At 37.7% G+C, this 15678-nt stretch carries 20 protein-coding genes and 1 other annotated feature; all 20 genes read left to right on the top strand.

All coding sequences use genetic code 11. The features are described 5' to 3' along the window. Nucleotides 1-51: 51 nt before the first annotated feature. The gene (locus tag SNE38_RS08960; RefSeq protein WP_191702727.1) at nucleotides 52-1323 is read left to right on the top strand and encodes a bifunctional folylpolyglutamate synthase/dihydrofolate synthase; all 1272 of its coding nucleotides are present in this window, start codon (nucleotides 52-54) and stop codon (nucleotides 1321-1323) included. Continuing rightward, the gene (locus SNE38_RS08955) at nucleotides 1320-2576 is read left to right on the top strand and encodes a bifunctional folylpolyglutamate synthase/dihydrofolate synthase (RefSeq protein WP_336046355.1); all 1257 of its coding nucleotides are present in this window, start codon (nucleotides 1320-1322) and stop codon (nucleotides 2574-2576) included. Before SNE38_RS08960 ends, SNE38_RS08955 begins: the two co-directional genes overlap by 4 nt. A 160-nt stretch (nucleotides 2577-2736) precedes the next feature. Beyond that, nucleotides 2737-3336, top strand: a complete 600-nt coding sequence (locus SNE38_RS08950) for a translation initiation factor 2 (protein ID WP_191702725.1) — start codon at nucleotides 2737-2739, stop codon at nucleotides 3334-3336. Nucleotides 3337-3441: 105 nt separating this feature from the next. Next, nucleotides 3442-4035 (top strand): Maf family protein, encoded by a 594-nt coding sequence (locus SNE38_RS08945; RefSeq protein WP_191702724.1) that lies wholly within the window; start codon nucleotides 3442-3444, stop codon nucleotides 4033-4035. 11 nt (nucleotides 4036-4046) lie between these two features. Further along, nucleotides 4047-4745, top strand: coding sequence for a RadC family protein (radC, locus tag SNE38_RS08940; RefSeq protein ID WP_318247665.1), 699 nt, complete (start codon nucleotides 4047-4049; stop codon nucleotides 4743-4745). Between the two features lie 373 nt (nucleotides 4746-5118). Continuing rightward, nucleotides 5119-6135, top strand: coding sequence for a rod shape-determining protein (locus tag SNE38_RS08935; protein WP_191702723.1), 1017 nt, complete (start codon nucleotides 5119-5121; stop codon nucleotides 6133-6135). Between the two features lie 12 nt (nucleotides 6136-6147). Beyond that, on the top strand, nucleotides 6148-7065 hold the full coding sequence (gene mreC, locus SNE38_RS08930) for a rod shape-determining protein MreC (RefSeq protein ID WP_191702722.1): 918 nt from the start codon (nucleotides 6148-6150) through the stop codon (nucleotides 7063-7065). Further along, complete coding sequence (gene mreD / locus SNE38_RS08925) at nucleotides 7065-7583, top strand: rod shape-determining protein MreD (protein WP_191702721.1); 519 nt, start codon at nucleotides 7065-7067, stop codon at nucleotides 7581-7583. The genes mreC and mreD overlap by 1 nt, the downstream gene beginning before the upstream one ends. A 92-nt stretch (nucleotides 7584-7675) precedes the next feature. Next, nucleotides 7676-8344, top strand: coding sequence for a septum site-determining protein MinC (locus SNE38_RS08920; RefSeq protein WP_191702720.1), 669 nt, complete (start codon nucleotides 7676-7678; stop codon nucleotides 8342-8344). An 87-nt stretch (nucleotides 8345-8431) separates the two neighbouring features. Further along, nucleotides 8432-9229, top strand: coding sequence for a septum site-determining protein MinD (gene minD / locus SNE38_RS08915; protein ID WP_191702921.1), 798 nt, complete (start codon nucleotides 8432-8434; stop codon nucleotides 9227-9229). Between the two features lie 115 nt (nucleotides 9230-9344). After that, complete coding sequence (locus SNE38_RS08910) at nucleotides 9345-9884, top strand: hypothetical protein (RefSeq protein ID WP_191702719.1); 540 nt, start codon at nucleotides 9345-9347, stop codon at nucleotides 9882-9884. Beyond that, nucleotides 9885-10496, top strand: coding sequence for a site-2 protease family protein (locus SNE38_RS08905; RefSeq protein WP_191702718.1), 612 nt, complete (start codon nucleotides 9885-9887; stop codon nucleotides 10494-10496). Nucleotides 10497-10541: 45 nt separating this feature from the next. Continuing rightward, nucleotides 10542-10619: a sequence feature (ribosomal protein L21 leader region), on the top strand. Nucleotides 10620-10633: 14 nt separating this feature from the next. After that, complete coding sequence (gene rplU, locus SNE38_RS08900; protein WP_191702717.1) at nucleotides 10634-10942, top strand: 50S ribosomal protein L21; 309 nt, start codon at nucleotides 10634-10636, stop codon at nucleotides 10940-10942. Between the two features lie 15 nt (nucleotides 10943-10957). Next, nucleotides 10958-11299 carry a ribosomal-processing cysteine protease Prp gene (locus SNE38_RS08895; protein ID WP_191702716.1) on the top strand — a complete coding sequence of 114 codons (342 nt, stop codon included), beginning with the start codon at nucleotides 10958-10960 and terminating at the stop codon, nucleotides 11297-11299. A 13-nt stretch (nucleotides 11300-11312) separates the two neighbouring features. Continuing rightward, entirely contained in the window at nucleotides 11313-11609 is a 297-nt protein-coding gene (gene rpmA, locus SNE38_RS08890; RefSeq protein ID WP_008405208.1) for a 50S ribosomal protein L27, read from the top strand. Between the two features lie 275 nt (nucleotides 11610-11884). Then, nucleotides 11885-12409: a Spo0B domain-containing protein gene (locus SNE38_RS08885; protein ID WP_191702715.1), complete on the top strand. Its 525-nt coding sequence runs from the start codon at nucleotides 11885-11887 to the stop codon at nucleotides 12407-12409. A 5-nt stretch (nucleotides 12410-12414) separates the two neighbouring features. Further along, nucleotides 12415-13704, top strand: coding sequence for a GTPase ObgE (gene obgE, locus SNE38_RS08880; protein ID WP_336046354.1), 1290 nt, complete (start codon nucleotides 12415-12417; stop codon nucleotides 13702-13704). 17 nt (nucleotides 13705-13721) lie between these two features. Beyond that, on the top strand, nucleotides 13722-14177 hold the full coding sequence (locus SNE38_RS08875) for an ACT domain-containing protein (RefSeq protein WP_191702713.1): 456 nt from the start codon (nucleotides 13722-13724) through the stop codon (nucleotides 14175-14177). A 133-nt stretch (nucleotides 14178-14310) separates the two neighbouring features. Then, the gene (gene pheA, locus SNE38_RS08870) at nucleotides 14311-15183 is read left to right on the top strand and encodes a prephenate dehydratase (protein WP_191702712.1); all 873 of its coding nucleotides are present in this window, start codon (nucleotides 14311-14313) and stop codon (nucleotides 15181-15183) included. Between the two features lie 10 nt (nucleotides 15184-15193). After that, nucleotides 15194-15583, top strand: a complete 390-nt coding sequence (locus SNE38_RS08865) for a thiol-disulfide oxidoreductase DCC family protein (RefSeq protein WP_191702711.1) — start codon at nucleotides 15194-15196, stop codon at nucleotides 15581-15583. Nucleotides 15584-15678 lie beyond the last annotated feature (95 nt).

Genomic DNA, 15678 nt, shown 5'->3' with positions numbered 1-15678 from the left:
CGTTATAATAGAACTGATTATATATTAGCCTTATTAGGGAGAGAGTTTAAAATGTTTCAAACGATGGAGCAATGTACTAATTTTATTTTTCAATTAAAAGCAAGTCAATACAAAGGGGAACCGCTGCAGTCAGCCCGAATAATTTTAAATGCGCTTGGGAATCCAGAGAAAAAGAACAAATTTATTCACTTTGCAGGTTCGAATGGAAAAGGTTCTACTTTAAACGCGACACGCGAAATATTAATGGCGCACGGTTTAACGGTAGGTGCCTTTATCTCTCCTCATTTAGAACGAGCAAATGAACGTGTAACTATTAATAAGCACCAAATATCAGATGAAGATTTCTTACATATCGCCAACCGACTATGTGAAGTAGTGAAGGAAAAGTTAGACGGAAAGTTCCCGAGCTTTTTTGAATTTATGACACTGCTTGCCTTGCAATATTTTGCGGAACAACAGGTGGATGTGGTACTGCTAGAAACGGGGATCGGAGGACGTTTGGACTCGACCAATGTCGTCATACCGGAAGTAAGTGTCATAACAACGATTTCATTAGAGCATACAGAAATGCTTGGTGAAAGTTATGGGCAAATTGCAGCAGAAAAAGCCGGGATTATAAAAGCAATGAAACCTGTAGTTGTAGGAGTAAAAAATAAAGAAGCATTATCGGTGATTAAAGAAGCGGCGATTCAATTACATGCACCTCTTTATTTGATAAATGAGCAATTCTATATTGAGCATGCAAAAAGCTCAAACTTTGACTATGTATCAGATGTAAGTATCAGGGATATTGAAATGGCTATGGTCGGTGAGCATCAAATAGCGAATGCGGCACTGGCAATTACTGCAGTAAAATTATTCATGCCAGCTGTTGATGGACTAAAAGTAAAACAAGCACTTCAAAAAGCAAAATGGGAAGGCCGATTTGAAAGGGTATTAGGCAATATCATATTAGACGGTGCACATAATTCTGAAGGTACCGCTGCATTAATCGAAACAATAAAAGAGATAGCCCCACATCATAAAGTGAAGTTTGTATATGCAGCATTACAGGATAAAGACCATGCTGTCAGTATTGAATTAATGGATAAAGTAGCAACTGAAATGCATTTCACTCAGATTAATTTACCGCGCGCGGCAACAGCTAATCAGCTTTTCGAACAAAGTAACCATGCAAAAAAGTTTATGCATCCTGATTGGCAACAGTTGATTGAAACAGAAAAAGCAATACTGGCGGAGGACGAAATGCTCGTCATTACGGGTTCTTTATATTTCATAGCTGATGTACGAAGTCTCTTTCTTAAGAAAGGATGGATTTCATGATTCCGTTATTGAATCTCTATAAAGAGCGGTGGCAAGTGGAAAGTGAGCAAACAATTAAGCCTGGGTTAGCAGCAATTGAATCAGCGCTAAATATATTGGGACATCCTGAAAGTCAATTGAATGTCGTTCATTTTGCTGGTACAAATGGGAAAGGTTCTACATTGTCGTTTTTAGAAGCAGTGTCAAGAGCTCACGGGCTGTCGGTAGGCAAGTTTATGTCACCATGTGTTGTAGATGTCCATGATCAATTACAAATCGATGGGAAGCCTATTACAACGGATCAAATGGATCGGATGTTTCAGCAATTGGCTGAGGCGGGGCTGAGTGGGAAATTAACGGACTTTGAATTATTAACGGTTGTGGCTTTTCTCTATTTTGCTGATCAAAAGCCTGATTTAGTATTAATCGAGGCGGGTATGGGCGGAAGAGAAGACAGCACGAACGTAGTCATACCTATTGTTTCGGTTGTTCCGAGTATTGCATTGGAACATACAAAATTTTTAGGGGATACATTGACGAGTATCGCACGTCATAAAGCAGGGATATTCAAAGAAAACCGCCCTGCTGTAATAGGGGATATGATTGGTAATGTAAAGGATGTTTTTGTACAGGAAGCCAAAGCAAAAAACGTAGCGTTATATTGTTATGGGCAACATTTTACCGTTACAAAAACAAACGGCTCCGAACTTTACGAAAATACGGTGTACGAAGTGAAATTCGGAAATTTACAGCGTCAGCTTTTAGGAGCACATCAAGGTCACAATATGTCTTTGGCCATTACTGCCTTTATGGAAGTGGCGAAAAAATTCCAGTTGGAGCTTGATGAGAGTAAAATTCAGCTTGGAATAAAAAATGCTGTTCTTGCAGGTCGTTTTGAACAAGTCTTGCCAAATATTTATTTTGATGGTGCACATAACCCGGCAAGCATTCAATCATTAGTCTCGACAATAAAAGAGCACTTTCCTAGGAAGCGGATTGAATTCGTTGTCGGATTGCTTGCGGATAAAGATGTCCAATCGATATTAAAACTATTAGAGGAAGTCGGGGATGCTTTTTACTTTGCTGATATTCAAAATGAACGTGCAATGAAAGCATCAGTTATTTACGAACTGAGCCAGGCAGAGAATAAATATATAATTAACGACGCATTAACGTTATTATCGGAGCCGGTGAAAGCTGATACAGTCAGAATTGTAACTGGTTCATTATATTTATTGAGCGAGATTCGACAAGAGTTTAAAAATATTATATGAAAATGCAAATAAATTATGATTTGATGGAATTTCTTTGAGGTAGATTGCAAATAAAGAAGAATATTAGCGAAACATTTTTAAAGGGCGACGACAGCAGTCTCGCCCTTTTTTATGTCTATTTTGCTATGGTTGATTAAAAAGAGATGGAGCTGTAGCAAATATGAAAGCTTTAAAGAATAATGCCATTTTCCAAGCAATGTTCATTGGAAGTCTTACAGGGCTTGCTGGCGTCCTAGTATTTGTTTTTATTTTACAATTACCAACAACAGAAAAAGAAGTTGCAGAAACCATTCCAACAGTGCAAACAACAGAGGAACAACAGCAAGTGAAGCAGCAATATTTTGCATTACAACATGGTGTTTTCTCAAATTTTGATAGCGCAGCTCAATTTTTAGCGACTTATCCTACTTTAAATAAGGCGGCTGTAGTGAAAGTGGACGAGCAGTATTTTGTTTGGTCACGCCTTGATACAACGAAGGTCGATGCTGCATTAGCGTTAATACCAAGTGGATTTTATAAAAGTATAACAATTGCAAGCAGTTGTCCTAATAATGCTGAACTTCAGCTGCCAATTACCTTGAAGGATACAAAAATGTTTACAAGTCAGCAGGCTGATACAATTGATGAACAACTTGTGCCAAAGGATTGGATTGGGTTGGCGTCGGAAGTTTCGAAGCTTTCTACAAACCCTAATATTATTCGGTTGCATATGTTTTTAAATTATTATGAGCGCCTAGATTGCCTGAAAGTGACATTTTAATATAGAAATATGCTAGAAATAGTCTATTTTAATGAAAAGCATCCACGGTAGTACAATGTTCAAATTTCCTATTGTCGGTTACTATAGATAATAGGAGGATTGGAAATGAATTTTACTACGAACGAACAACTTATTTTAGCTTCTTCATCACCACGAAGAAAAGAATTGCTCCAAATGATAAATATTCCCTTTACTATTGTCACAAGCGATGTAGTGGAAACGAGTGTCAAAGCAAATACAGTCCAGCAATATGTAACAGAAGTAGCGCTTTTAAAAACACGTGATGTCGCAAAAAAATGCCCGAATAAGTGCATTATTGGAGCAGACACTATTGTCGTGTTTAACGATCAAATATTACACAAACCTACTTCAAAAGAAGAAGCGATTCAGCATCTAACGCAGCTGGTGGGCAATCGTCATGAAGTGATGACTGCAGTAGCAATTATTTTAGCAGATGGAACAGAGCATACATTTGTTGAAAGGACTGCAGTTGTTTTTAAACAGGTCTCTCCACAAATGATAGAAGCATATGTTCAGACAGGAGATCCATTTGACAAAGCAGGGGGATATGGGATTCAAACGAGTGGCGCCATGCTCGTGGATCGCATAGAGGGAGATTATAACAATGTCGTCGGCTTGCCGATTGCATCGTTAGTTCAAAAAATGCTTACATTGCAACTACTAAAACTAACCTTTTAGGAGTGATGTCAATGACTGGAACGCCATTGTTGAATTTAAAAATCCATGATGTGCTAGAGGTAGACCGTCCGCGTGAGCGTCTTATACGTCAAGGTGCAAAAAGTCTATCGAACCAAGAGCTTATTGCAATTCTACTGGGGACAGGTACGAAAAAAGAGTCGGTACTGACCGTCGCTAACCGGGTATTGATAAACTTTGAGAAATTGCATAATCTTAAACATGCAACTCTTGAGGAAATTACGGATATTAAAGGAATTGGGGAAGCAAAAGCGGTATTATTATTAGCCGCGATTGAACTTGGTAGAAGGCTTGCAACGAAAGACTTAGAAGAACGTTTTACAATACGCTCGCCTGAAGATGCTGCTACATTTTTAATGCAAGATATGACGTCATTGCAACAGGAACATTTTGTATGCCTGTTTTTAAATGTCAAAAATCAAGTGCTCCATAAACAAACAATTTTTGTTGGAAGTCTAAATGCGAGCATTGTTCACCCGAGGGAGATTTTCCGTGAAGCTGTAAAACGTTCTGCAGCATCGATTATCTGTGCGCATAATCACCCTAGTGGGATACCTACACCTAGCCCAGAGGATGTCGATGTCACAACACGGCTATATGAAGCGAGTAAAATTGTTGGCGTTGATTTGCTTGATCATATCATAATTGGTGATCATCAGTTCATAAGTATGAAAGAAAAAGGGTATTTTTGACAGGAAAGACAAACGTAAGTGCACGTTTGTCTTTTTAATATGGATAGTGACATAGAAGAATTGTTACATTACAATAACAATTGTTATATAAATTAATGATTCGTCGACATATTTCGCATATGCAACTTTTATTTGTTATATTCGTCATGTGTATGTGGTGATTTTGTTAAATCTTACATATTAATTTTATTTGTTTCAAAGCGAAAATAGAAATACAATAGTAAAGTAGTGTTGTAGAAAAAAACATTCGACAAAAGTCGAGATTGAGAGCATGTGACACTATAATTATTTGATGAAATTCGTTATAATAGAGCGTATGATTTTAGTAACATCATAAAATAGAAATTGTTTTATAGGAAAGGGAGTACTTAATTTGTTTGGATTAGGGAATAAAGATGTCGGGATTGATCTTGGCACAGCTAATACATTAGTATTTGTAAAAGGAAAAGGTATCGTATTACGAGAACCTTCAGTAGTAGCGAAGAATACAAAAACAGGTGACATTGTTGCCGTTGGTAATGATGCAAAAAATATGATCGGACGTACACCAGGTTCTATCGTGGCAATTCGCCCAATGAAAGATGGTGTTATTGCTGATTTTGAAATTACAACAGCAATGATTCAATATTATTTAAGAGAAGCAATGAAAGCATCAGGCTCTAATTGGAAAAAGCCAAATGTTATGATTTGTGTTCCTTATGGTATTACATCTGTTGAACAACGTGCTGTTATTGATGCAAGCCGTCAAGCTGGCGCAAAAGAGGCATTTACTATAGAAGAACCGTTTGCAGCTGCAATTGGTGCTAACTTACCGGTTTGGGAGCCAACAGGTTCTATGGTAGTGGATATCGGTGGTGGTACAACAGAAGTAGCAGTCATTTCTCTAGGTGGTATTGTAACTAGCGAATCTGTACGTGTTGGTGGTGACGCAATGGATCATTCGATTATTGCCTACATCCGTAAGACATATAATTTAACTATTGGTGAACGAACAGCTGAAAGCATTAAGATGGAAATTGGTACAGCACTTTCTGAAGGTCCTGATGAAACGATGGAAATTCGAGGTCGCGATTTATTGACTGGTCTTCCAAAAACAATTGAAATAACTTCAAGTGAAATTTCAAAATCTTTACATGAAGCAATCGTTGTAATTTTAGATGGTGTGAAGAAAACTTTAGAGCAAACACCACCTGAGTTATCTGCAGATGTTATGGAACGCGGAATCGTACTAACAGGCGGTGGCGCATTATTACGTAATCTTGATAAAGTAATTAGTGATGAAACAAAAATGCCTGTATTCATAGCTGAAAACCCACTCGACTGTGTAGCGATTGGAACAGGTAAAGCGTTGGATAATATTGATTTAATTCGTTCGCAACAAGTGAAATAAGGAGGACTCGCAGTGCCACATTTCTCAAATAAAAAATTAATAATATTATTAGTAAGTGTTATTTTCCTTGTGGCATTGATTGGGTTCTCTCTACGTGATCGTCATAACGCAACATTACCCGAGCAAATTATTAAAGATACAGTTGGCTTTGCACAATCGATTGTCGCAAAGCCGACTAATTACATAACAAGTATTTTTAGCAATATTGATTCGCTGTTAAATACGTATGAAGAAAATCAGCGGCTAAAAATGCGCCTTGAGGATTTTGCCGTATTGCAGGCAGAAGTAAGTACTTTAAAAGCCGAAAATTCTTCATTGCGTGAACTCGCGTCAATCGAGGAAAGTTTGCGTGATTTCGATCCGATTCAGGCGACGGTCATTGCGAGAAACCCTGATCAGTGGGAAGAGAAAATTATATTAAATAAGGGTACAGCACACGGTGTTGAAAAAAATATGGCTGTTAGGACTTCTCGTGGGCTAATAGGTAAAATTGTAATTGCTACACCATATACATCAGAAGTGGAGCTCCTTTATACAAATAATGAAAATTATCGTGTATCTGCTATTGTAGTAGATGAAGACAATAAAGAAATTCATGGTTTAATAGAAGGGTATGACGATGAGCGTAACGAATTACTATTAAAACGAATTGATTCCAATGTTGAACTTGATGTAGGCGGTAAAGTATTGTCTTCTGGTCTTGGCGGGATTTTTCCAAAAGGTATTTTGATTGGAGAAATTACAGAAGTGACGACAGATGACTTTGGCTTAACAAAAATGGCCTATGTAAAACCGGCAGCAGATTTTTCAATACTCGATCATGTTATTATTGCCAAACGTAAAACGATTTCGATTGACGGTTCAGATGGGTCTGGCACAAATGAAGATTTAACGAATGAACCGATTGTGGAAGTTGAGGGGGAGGAATAATGCTCGCTCGGTTTTTAATAGTGTTTGTAGGTATTTTGCTGTTTTTATTTGAATCTGGATTAGCTATGTTTTCACCTTTACAGCTAGGTGATGATACTTACTATTTAATTCCTCGGTTTTTAATTTTATACTTAATCTTTTTAGCCATTTATTATAGTCGTAAAAAAGCCATGATTTATGGTCTTATTTTTGGACTATGTTTTGATGTGTTTTATATTAATATTATAGGATTGTACATGGTGTTGTATCCAGCTGTTTGCTATATTGCAGCATGGTGTGTAAAGCGGATTCATCCCCATTTAGTATTTTCGATGTTTTTGGCTTTATTATTAATGGTTATTTTTGAATTTGTAATATATGAATTTTTCTATATTCTACAGTTTACAACAATGGCAGTGCAGCCATTTATAGTTAATCGATTAGTTCCTACAACAATAGGGAATCTATTATTTTTAATAATGCTTGCTTGGGCGTTTAAATATTGTATTAGCGCTCGCGTATTTCAACGTGCACAATAAGCATTGTAAAACAAGTGATGAAGAGACAACTCGAACATTAGTTTCGGTTGTTTCTTTTCACCATTATGTAGCGCGAGGTGACTTGAAAAGCTATGAAAAAACAACTTATCCATATTAAAGGAACTAAAGATGGATTGGTCCTTCGTTTGGATGATCAATGTTCTTATTCTGAATTAGTAGAAGAACTTGAGAAAAAAGTTACAGAAGGACATCTGGATGGTAAAATAGATGTACAACTACACTTAGGGAAACGTTACTGTACACCAGAACAAAAAGCGCAGCTTACAAAAGTTGTTGAGGAACATCAAAAGTTATGTGTGAAAAAAATTCAAAGTGATGTCATTACGATAGAAGAAAGCTTTAAACAGCTTGAAACAAATCGCTTTGAAACATACGTAGGAATTGTTCGGTCTGGACAAACACTACGCGTAACGGGAGATCTTCTTGTCCTGGGCGATGTAAACCCGAATGGGCGGATTGAAGCAGGCGGTAATGTACATATTGCGGGTAAGTTAAAAGGAATAGTGCACGCTGGTGTAAATGGGAATGAGGAAGCGATTGTGTATGCCTCGCATTTTGAACCGACACACGTATTAATCGGCAATCATGTTGAGGTCATGACAAACGAATCGCAATTTATATTAGATCATACCCATCAAATATTTGCATATCTTGGAGAAAATGACATAATTGCTTATGATAGAATCCAAGAGTTAAGAAATATACGACCGAATTTATCAACATATAAAGGAGGAAGCTAAATGAGTGAAGACGAATTATTATTCTCTAAGAATATTGATGATGCAATTACTCAAGATGCTACCTTACATAAGGAAGGGGCCGCTAATGTGGGAGAAGCAATCGTTATAACTTCAGGAAAAGGTGGCGTAGGGAAAACGACTACGACGGCAAACCTAGGAACTGCATTGGCACTTCAAGGCAAGAAAGTTTGTTTAGTGGATACGGATATAGGTTTACGTAATCTGGATGTGATTTTAGGGTTGGAAAATCGTATTATTTATGATTTAGTGGATGTTATCGAGGGCCGTTGTAAAATGCATCAAGCGTTAGTTAAAGATAAGCGAGTAGATGAACGTTTGTATTTATTGCCTGCTGCTCAAAATACAGATAAAAATGCGATAAACCCGGAACAAATGAAGATCGTAGTAGATGAGCTAAAGCGAGAGTTTGATTATGTGTTAATCGATTGTCCTGCTGGTATTGAGCAAGGCTACCGTAATGCTGTTGCTGGGGCAGATCGCGCTATCGTCGTGACAACACCTGAAATTTCAGCAGTGCGCGATGCAGATCGTATTATCGGTTTGCTTGAGCAAGAGCCTATTGAACCACCCAAACTTATTATTAACCGTATTCGAAAAAGCTTAATGGCCAACGGAGATGCGATGGATATTACGGAAGTTACAACGCATCTTTCCATTGATTTATTGGGGATTATTGTCGATAGTGAAGATGTAATTAGCTCTTCGAACAAAGGTGAACCAATTGTAATGAATCCGAATAATAAAGCATCTTTAGGCTATCGCAATATAGCCCGTCGTATTTTAGGGGACTCTGTACCGTTAATGAGTTTGGAAGACGACCAGCCAAAAGGTGTATTTGCCAAGTTGAAATCATTATTTAAATAAAGTGTGAGCTGTATGGAATGTTTCGGCCGTCCATGCAGCTTTTTCTATTAACGGCTTTCTTGAATTGAAATGTCTTTCATGACATATAATAGTTCAAAAAGATTGGATGGTGAGCTTGAAAAAATGGCAATGGCTCATCGCGAGCGTCGTCTTTGTGATTATTTATGCCTGTAATTATTATGGGGATATATCTACAAAACGTGTTATTCATTCCATTGTATATAGCTCGGATGACTTAGTCATGATGAGAAAGGCAGTTGTGAATATACTGTCCAAGGATGAATCACAGATCCCTGTAAGTGCAGATATATCAATCAATCAATTACAACTTTTCCAGACGATTGATCGCTTTAACGATGGCTTTTTACTCGCTTATGATGAACCTTTTGTATTAAATGCTTTGTTTGATGGCCTAATTGTTTTTACTGGGCATACAAAATATAATGGAAAAGCAATTTCGATTGTATATGATACAGGGGACACAGTTACATTTGGCTTTGTCGATGATTTTTATGTATTACCTTATACAACTGTAACGAAAGGGATGGTTGTTGCAACTAAAAAAGCCGGAAAACTGTATGTGCAAATTGAGCGCAACGGGCAGGTTTTGAATATGGAAGAAACGATTCGCTGGCTAAAGGAACAGTCCATCTAAATGAAAATTACGATACATCCATTATTTTTGTTACTGCTCTTATCTATTATTTTGTATGGAGATATTGCGATTTACAGTGTCATTATTGTATCGTTATTATTTCATGAATTGGGTCATTTCATCGCAGCAAAAATAGTTGGAGCGCACATTACTCAATGTAAAATCGTTCCGTATGGCGGTGAAATGAAGATTAAGGATGAAATGCAATTATCCTACAATCAGCTCATTATTATTGCTTTAGGGGGACCGATTGCAACTTGTATTGGAATTTTTATCAGTGCTTTTTTGCCTCCTATGCTTAGTGCGAGGTTAATAGAAGTTCAATTATTTATTCTAGCTATTAACCTCATTCCGATTTGGCCTCTTGATGGTGGTAGGATATTATGCTATAGCTTATTAAAATGGCGGCCGTTTTCTAAAATTTTCGAATTTTATTTAACGGCCTCTTTTTATTTACTTACAGTAATAATTATCGTACTATTATATTTATTGCCGCAATCATTGTCATTAACAATCATTGGTCTCTTTTTATGGACCAAAGTAATAGGCGATTGGAAATTTCGGAAATACCGTTCTGCATTTGAAAAAATAGTAATGAATAGGTTGACTTGATATTTTTGATGTGGTAGTATTTTAATGTTATTGTTTGTAGCACCCGTGCTACTGCAACCGCGCTGAACAGGTTTAAGTGCCTTTATTGGTCACCTGCAATTCCGGGCGAGTCTGAGTCTAAGAGGAGGTGCATTTTAATGTACGCAATTATTGAAACTGGTGGTAAACAAATCAAAGTTGAAGTAGGCCAAGAAATCTATGTTGAAAAACTAGGTGTTGAAGCTGATGAGGTTGTAACTTTTGATAAAGTTTTATTCGTAGGTGGCGAAACTGTAAAAGTTGGAGCTCCAATGGTAGCTGGCGCAACTGTGACAGCTAAAGCCGTTAAAGAAGGTAAACAAAAGAAAATTGTTGTTTTCAAACTTAAAGCGAAGAAAAACTACCGTCGTAAACAAGGTCACCGTCAACCATATACAAAATTAGTAGTTGAATCAATCAACGCTTAAGAGTAGGTGATGGATATGATTACAGTAACTATTTATAGTGATGAAAATCGTAAATCGTATGGATTTGAAATTTCAGGACATGCTTTATCGGATGTCTATGGTCGAGATTTAGTTTGTGCAGGTGCATCTGCTGTTGCCTTTGGTGCAGTAAATGCTATTCCACAAATTACTGGTATTACACCAGCAATCGAGCAAGGTCCGGAGGGTGGTTACTTAAAAGTAACGATTCCTCAAGCTGAACTGAATGATGAAACAGACGCAAAATTACAGGTTATTCTGAACACAATGGTAACGCAGTTTTATACAATGACTGCCAGCTATTCAGAATATATCGAATTGAAATATAAAATGATCTAGGAGGTGGAACAGTATGTTATTATTAACTTTAGATCTTCAATTCTTCGCATCTAAAAAAGGTGTAGGTTCTACTAAAAACGGACGTGACTCTGAGTCAAAACGCCTTGGTGCTAAACGCGCTGATGGTCAATTTGTTACTGGTGGTTCAATTCTTTACCGTCAACGCGGTACAAAAATTTACCCAGGTACAAACGTAGGCCGCGGTGGTGACGATACATTATTCGCAAAAGTTGACGGCGTTGTTAAATTTGAACGTTATGGTCGCGACAAGAAAAAAGTATCTGTATACCCTACAGCTCAAGAAGCATAATTCTTGCAATGAAAGGACTGCATTTATTGCAGTCCTTTTTTTCACTTTTTCACTTTTTTTAGCGGATGTCACGGTTCGGGAGAAAAACGGCTCAGTGATCCACTGTAGTCAACTAGCTGAACTGGTTGCAATTATGCCGAGGTATAATTGATATGAATGGTTGAAATTTTCTTAAGTATCGATTATGTCATTCTTTTGAGAACAGATGAATAGAAGGAAAATAGATGTGAAACTTGTTATACTAGTAACGATACTGTAAAACGGAGAGTGGAAAAATGACTGATTCAAAATTAACTGTAACTGAAGCGTTACGCTATGCAAATCATGACTTTTTAAATCATCTTCATTTGATTCAAATGAATTTAGATTTAGGTCGAGTGGACGATGCAAAAAAAGTGATTTTTGAACAGTCAGAGCATTGTAAGATGCTTTCGAACATCAATCGACTTCAATTACCTAATACGATGGAATGGCTTCATACAGTACAATGGCGTTTCCCAGCTATACAGCTTCAAATGGATAGCGATGTAAGTGCACCAGTTGAAAGCAAGTACGATGAAGCTATTACTCAATACTTGGAAAATACAATTATTCATGTTTATGACACGCTTGATCCATATGAAGAGCACAAATTGCAGTTAAGTATCGAAGCAAAAGAAAATAAGTGGAATATTTCATTTCATTTAACGGGAAAATGGGAACAGTCGCTATTTTCAATAGAACAGAATATTTTTGGTGTGGACACATATGAACAAACTAATACAAGTTGGAGATATGTACTTCACATGCATGAGGAGTGAAAGAAATGTTTGTCGATCACGTAAAGATTTACGTTAAAGGTGGAGACGGTGGAGATGGAATGGTTGCATTCCGCCGTGAAAAATATGTACCGAATGGTGGTCCAGCAGGTGGCGATGGTGCCCGTGGTGGTAACGTTGTTTTTGAAGTGGAAGAAGGTTTACGTACGTTAATGGACTTCCGCTACAAACGCCATTTCAAAGCTGAACGTGGAGAGCATGGGATGAGTAAAGGGATGCACGGTCGTCGTGCAGAAGATTTAATCGTTAAAGTGCCACCAGGAACAGTAGTGATGAATGCCGAAACTAAAGTTGTAATTGCCGATTTAGTTGAACATGGTCAACAGGCTGTTATCGCTAAAGCAGGGCGTGGCGGACGTGGTAACTGCCGTTTTGCTACACCATCAAATCCAGCACCAGAATTAGCCGAAAAAGGTGAACCAGGTCAGGAATTAGAAGTTATTCTAGAATTAAAAGTATTGGCTGATGTTGGTTTAGTTGGTTTTCCTTCTGTAGGAAAATCTACATTATTATCTGTCGTTTCTTCAGCAAAACCTAAAATTGGTGCTTACCATTTTACAACAATTGTACCGAACTTAGGAATGGTAGAAACAGATGACGGTCGTTCATTTGCAATGGCCGATTTACCAGGTTTAATTGAAGGCGCGCACCAAGGCGTTGGCTTAGGAATGCAATTTTTGCGTCATATCGAGCGTACACGTGTAATTGTACACGTAATCGATATGTCTGGGATGGAAGGCCGAGAGCCATATGACGATTATGTAACGATTAACAACGAGCTAGAACAATATAATTTACGTTTACTTGAACGTCCGCAAATTATCGTTGCCAATAAAATGGACATGCCAAATGCGGAAGAAAACTTGGAAGAGTTTAAAAAGAAAGTAGGCGAAGACGTAAAAATCTTCCCAATTTCAGCAGTTTCTCGTCAAGGCTTAAAGCCATTACTATTTGAAATTGCCGATCTTATAGAAGTAACACCAGAATTCTTATTGCATGATGTATTGGAAGAAGAGACGGATGCGGTAGTAATGTACAAACATGAAAGCCAAGGTAGCGACTTCGAAATTACACGTGATGATGATGGTGCATATGTACTTTCAGGTTACACTATTGAACGTTTGTTCAAAATGACTGACTTCAGTCGTGAAGACGGTATTCGACGCTTTGCCCGCCAACTACGTGCGATGGGTGTCGATGAGCAATTACGTAAACGTGGTGCTCAAAATGGCGACACAGTACGTTTAATGGAATTCGAATTTGACTTTGTCGATTAATTAAGTGGGGGATGACGATGAAAAACGTAGCTAATCAGCGATATTATTTAGTGCGTGAGGACGTATTGACAGATGCGATGCAAAAAACGTTAGAAGCAAAACAATTATTGCAAAAAGGCTCTGTTACTTCCATTTGGGATGCGGTAAAAGAGGTTGATTTATCTCGAAGCGCCTTTTATAAATATCGTGATGCTGTTTTTCCTTTCCATTCGATTGTGCAAGAACGTATTTTAACGGTGTTCATTCAACTGCAAGATCGTAAAGGTACACTTGCCAAATTACTCGAAACAGTATCGGATGCACATTGCAATGTGCTGACGATTCACCAAACGATTCCGATTCAAGGGCGTGCAAATGTTACGCTGTCATTGGACGTTACAAGTATGTCGAATGAATTGGATGAACTCATTCGCAGCTTAAATCATCTTGAATTTATCGAATCGGCTGAAGTTATTAGCTCGGGTGCATTTTAACCTCTTGTATTTACGCAATTGCACCAAGGCATAACCGAATAATTAGGGCTGTCCAATCTGCTAGGGCAAATGGACAGTCCTTTCTTTTAATTGTATTTAACAGAAAATTTAGAATGATATTGAGGTGTACATTATGTCAGAAAATAAATGGGAAAAGCGAATTGCCTATCTAGGTCCTGAAGCATCTTTTACATATTTAGCAGCAAAGGGATTATACCCGCAGGATTGGCATATTCCGTATAAATCGATTCCGGAATGTATTGAAGCTGTATCGGAGGGGAAAGTCGAGCTAGCGGTTGTCCCTGTCGAAAATGCATTGGAAGGTTCAGTCCCGTTAACAATTGACTATTTATATCATGAAGCAGAGCTATTTGTAACAGCTGAAGTAATGTCAAAAATTCAACAGCATTTATTGGTAAATAAAAAGTTCGCTGAAAATTTAGATGTGCTTGAAGAAATATATTCACATCCACATGCATTGGCACAATGTCATAAATTTTTATTTTATACGCATGGTAGTGTGAAGCAAACACCATATGCTTCAACTGCAGCCGCCGCCGAGCTTGTTTCGCAAACAGAAGATCGCTGTATTGCAGCCGTTGCCAACCTTTCAGCAGCTGAAAAATATAACCTACATATTGCAGAACATAATATTCATGATTTCCATTTTAATCATACGCGCTTTTTTGTATTATCGAAGCAAAATATAAAGCATGGCTTAGTACCGTTGCAATCACAGCCGAAAACAACATTTATGCTTACATTACCGACAGATGTGTCCGGTGCGCTTCATCAAGTATTATCTGTATTTGCATGGCGTAAAATAAATTTGAGTAAAATAGAATCACGACCACTAAAAACAGGGCTCGGGAATTATTTCTTTATTATTGATATACTAGCTGATGAAGAGGAGCCGATGATGAAAGGTGCTGTGGAGGAGCTTATCGCTCTTGGCTGCACAGTGAAGTCGCTCGGTACATACTTTACTTATGTAACACCAGAATGAGGTGGAAATCTTGAGACGTCTTATACTATTTGATGGAGAATGCAACTTCTGTGATGCGAGTGTTCAATTTATTATAAAGCGTGATCCGAAAGCATTGTTTAAGTTTACCTCGCTTCAAAGTGATAGCGGGATGGAAATGTTGAAAAAGTTCGGTGTCTCCGAAAAAACGGACAGCATTGTATTGATTGAAGGGGATAATCACTATACTGAATCAACAGCAGCGCTTAAAATTGCACGAAATCTAACTGGTCTCTGGAAGCTGTGCTATATTTTCATTGTAGTGCCAAAACCACTGCGGGATATTGTCTATCGGTTCGTTGCAAAAAACCGCTACAAATGGTTCGGGAAAAAACAGGAATGCATGTTGCCATCAGCAGAGCAACGAAAAAGATTTTTATAAAATGAAAAAGTGCACTCGGATGAATAGGAGGGCACTTTTTTTATGCTTAATTTAAAGGTATAATGCATGCGCGTCATTTTATTAGAACAATGCTG

This window comes from Solibacillus ferritrahens (genome assembly GCF_037027585.1).
Taxonomy (GTDB): Bacteria; Bacillota; Bacilli; order Bacillales_A; family Planococcaceae; genus Solibacillus; species Solibacillus ferritrahens.
The sequence above is the reverse complement of the archived record's forward strand: the minus strand, read 5'-3'. Positions and strand labels throughout refer to the sequence as shown.

What these genes read in the sequence shown, in the direction of transcription:
- SNE38_RS08960 (WP_191702727.1), top strand. Translation starts at nt 52, where the DNA reads ATGTTTCAAACGATGGAGCAATGTACTAATTTTATTTTTCAATTAAAA.
- SNE38_RS08905 (WP_191702718.1), top strand. Translation starts at nt 9,885, where the DNA reads ATGAAAATTACGATACATCCATTATTTTTGTTACTGCTCTTATCTATT.
- pheA (WP_191702712.1), top strand. Translation starts at nt 14,311, where the DNA reads ATGTCAGAAAATAAATGGGAAAAGCGAATTGCCTATCTAGGTCCTGAA.
- obgE (WP_336046354.1), top strand. Translation starts at nt 12,415, where the DNA reads ATGTTTGTCGATCACGTAAAGATTTACGTTAAAGGTGGAGACGGTGGA.
- rpmA (WP_008405208.1), top strand. Translation starts at nt 11,313, where the DNA reads ATGTTATTATTAACTTTAGATCTTCAATTCTTCGCATCTAAAAAAGGT.
- rplU (WP_191702717.1), top strand. Translation starts at nt 10,634, where the DNA reads ATGTACGCAATTATTGAAACTGGTGGTAAACAAATCAAAGTTGAAGTA.
- SNE38_RS08875 (WP_191702713.1), top strand. Translation starts at nt 13,722, where the DNA reads ATGAAAAACGTAGCTAATCAGCGATATTATTTAGTGCGTGAGGACGTA.
- SNE38_RS08945 (WP_191702724.1), top strand. Translation starts at nt 3,442, where the DNA reads ATGAATTTTACTACGAACGAACAACTTATTTTAGCTTCTTCATCACCA.
- SNE38_RS08885 (WP_191702715.1), top strand. Translation starts at nt 11,885, where the DNA reads ATGACTGATTCAAAATTAACTGTAACTGAAGCGTTACGCTATGCAAAT.
- SNE38_RS08950 (WP_191702725.1), top strand. Translation starts at nt 2,737, where the DNA reads ATGAAAGCTTTAAAGAATAATGCCATTTTCCAAGCAATGTTCATTGGA.
- SNE38_RS08895 (WP_191702716.1), top strand. Translation starts at nt 10,958, where the DNA reads ATGATTACAGTAACTATTTATAGTGATGAAAATCGTAAATCGTATGGA.
- SNE38_RS08920 (WP_191702720.1), top strand. Translation starts at nt 7,676, where the DNA reads ATGAAAAAACAACTTATCCATATTAAAGGAACTAAAGATGGATTGGTC.
- SNE38_RS08955 (WP_336046355.1), top strand. Translation starts at nt 1,320, where the DNA reads ATGATTCCGTTATTGAATCTCTATAAAGAGCGGTGGCAAGTGGAAAGT.
- mreD (WP_191702721.1), top strand. Translation starts at nt 7,065, where the DNA reads ATGCTCGCTCGGTTTTTAATAGTGTTTGTAGGTATTTTGCTGTTTTTA.
- radC (WP_318247665.1), top strand. Translation starts at nt 4,047, where the DNA reads ATGACTGGAACGCCATTGTTGAATTTAAAAATCCATGATGTGCTAGAG.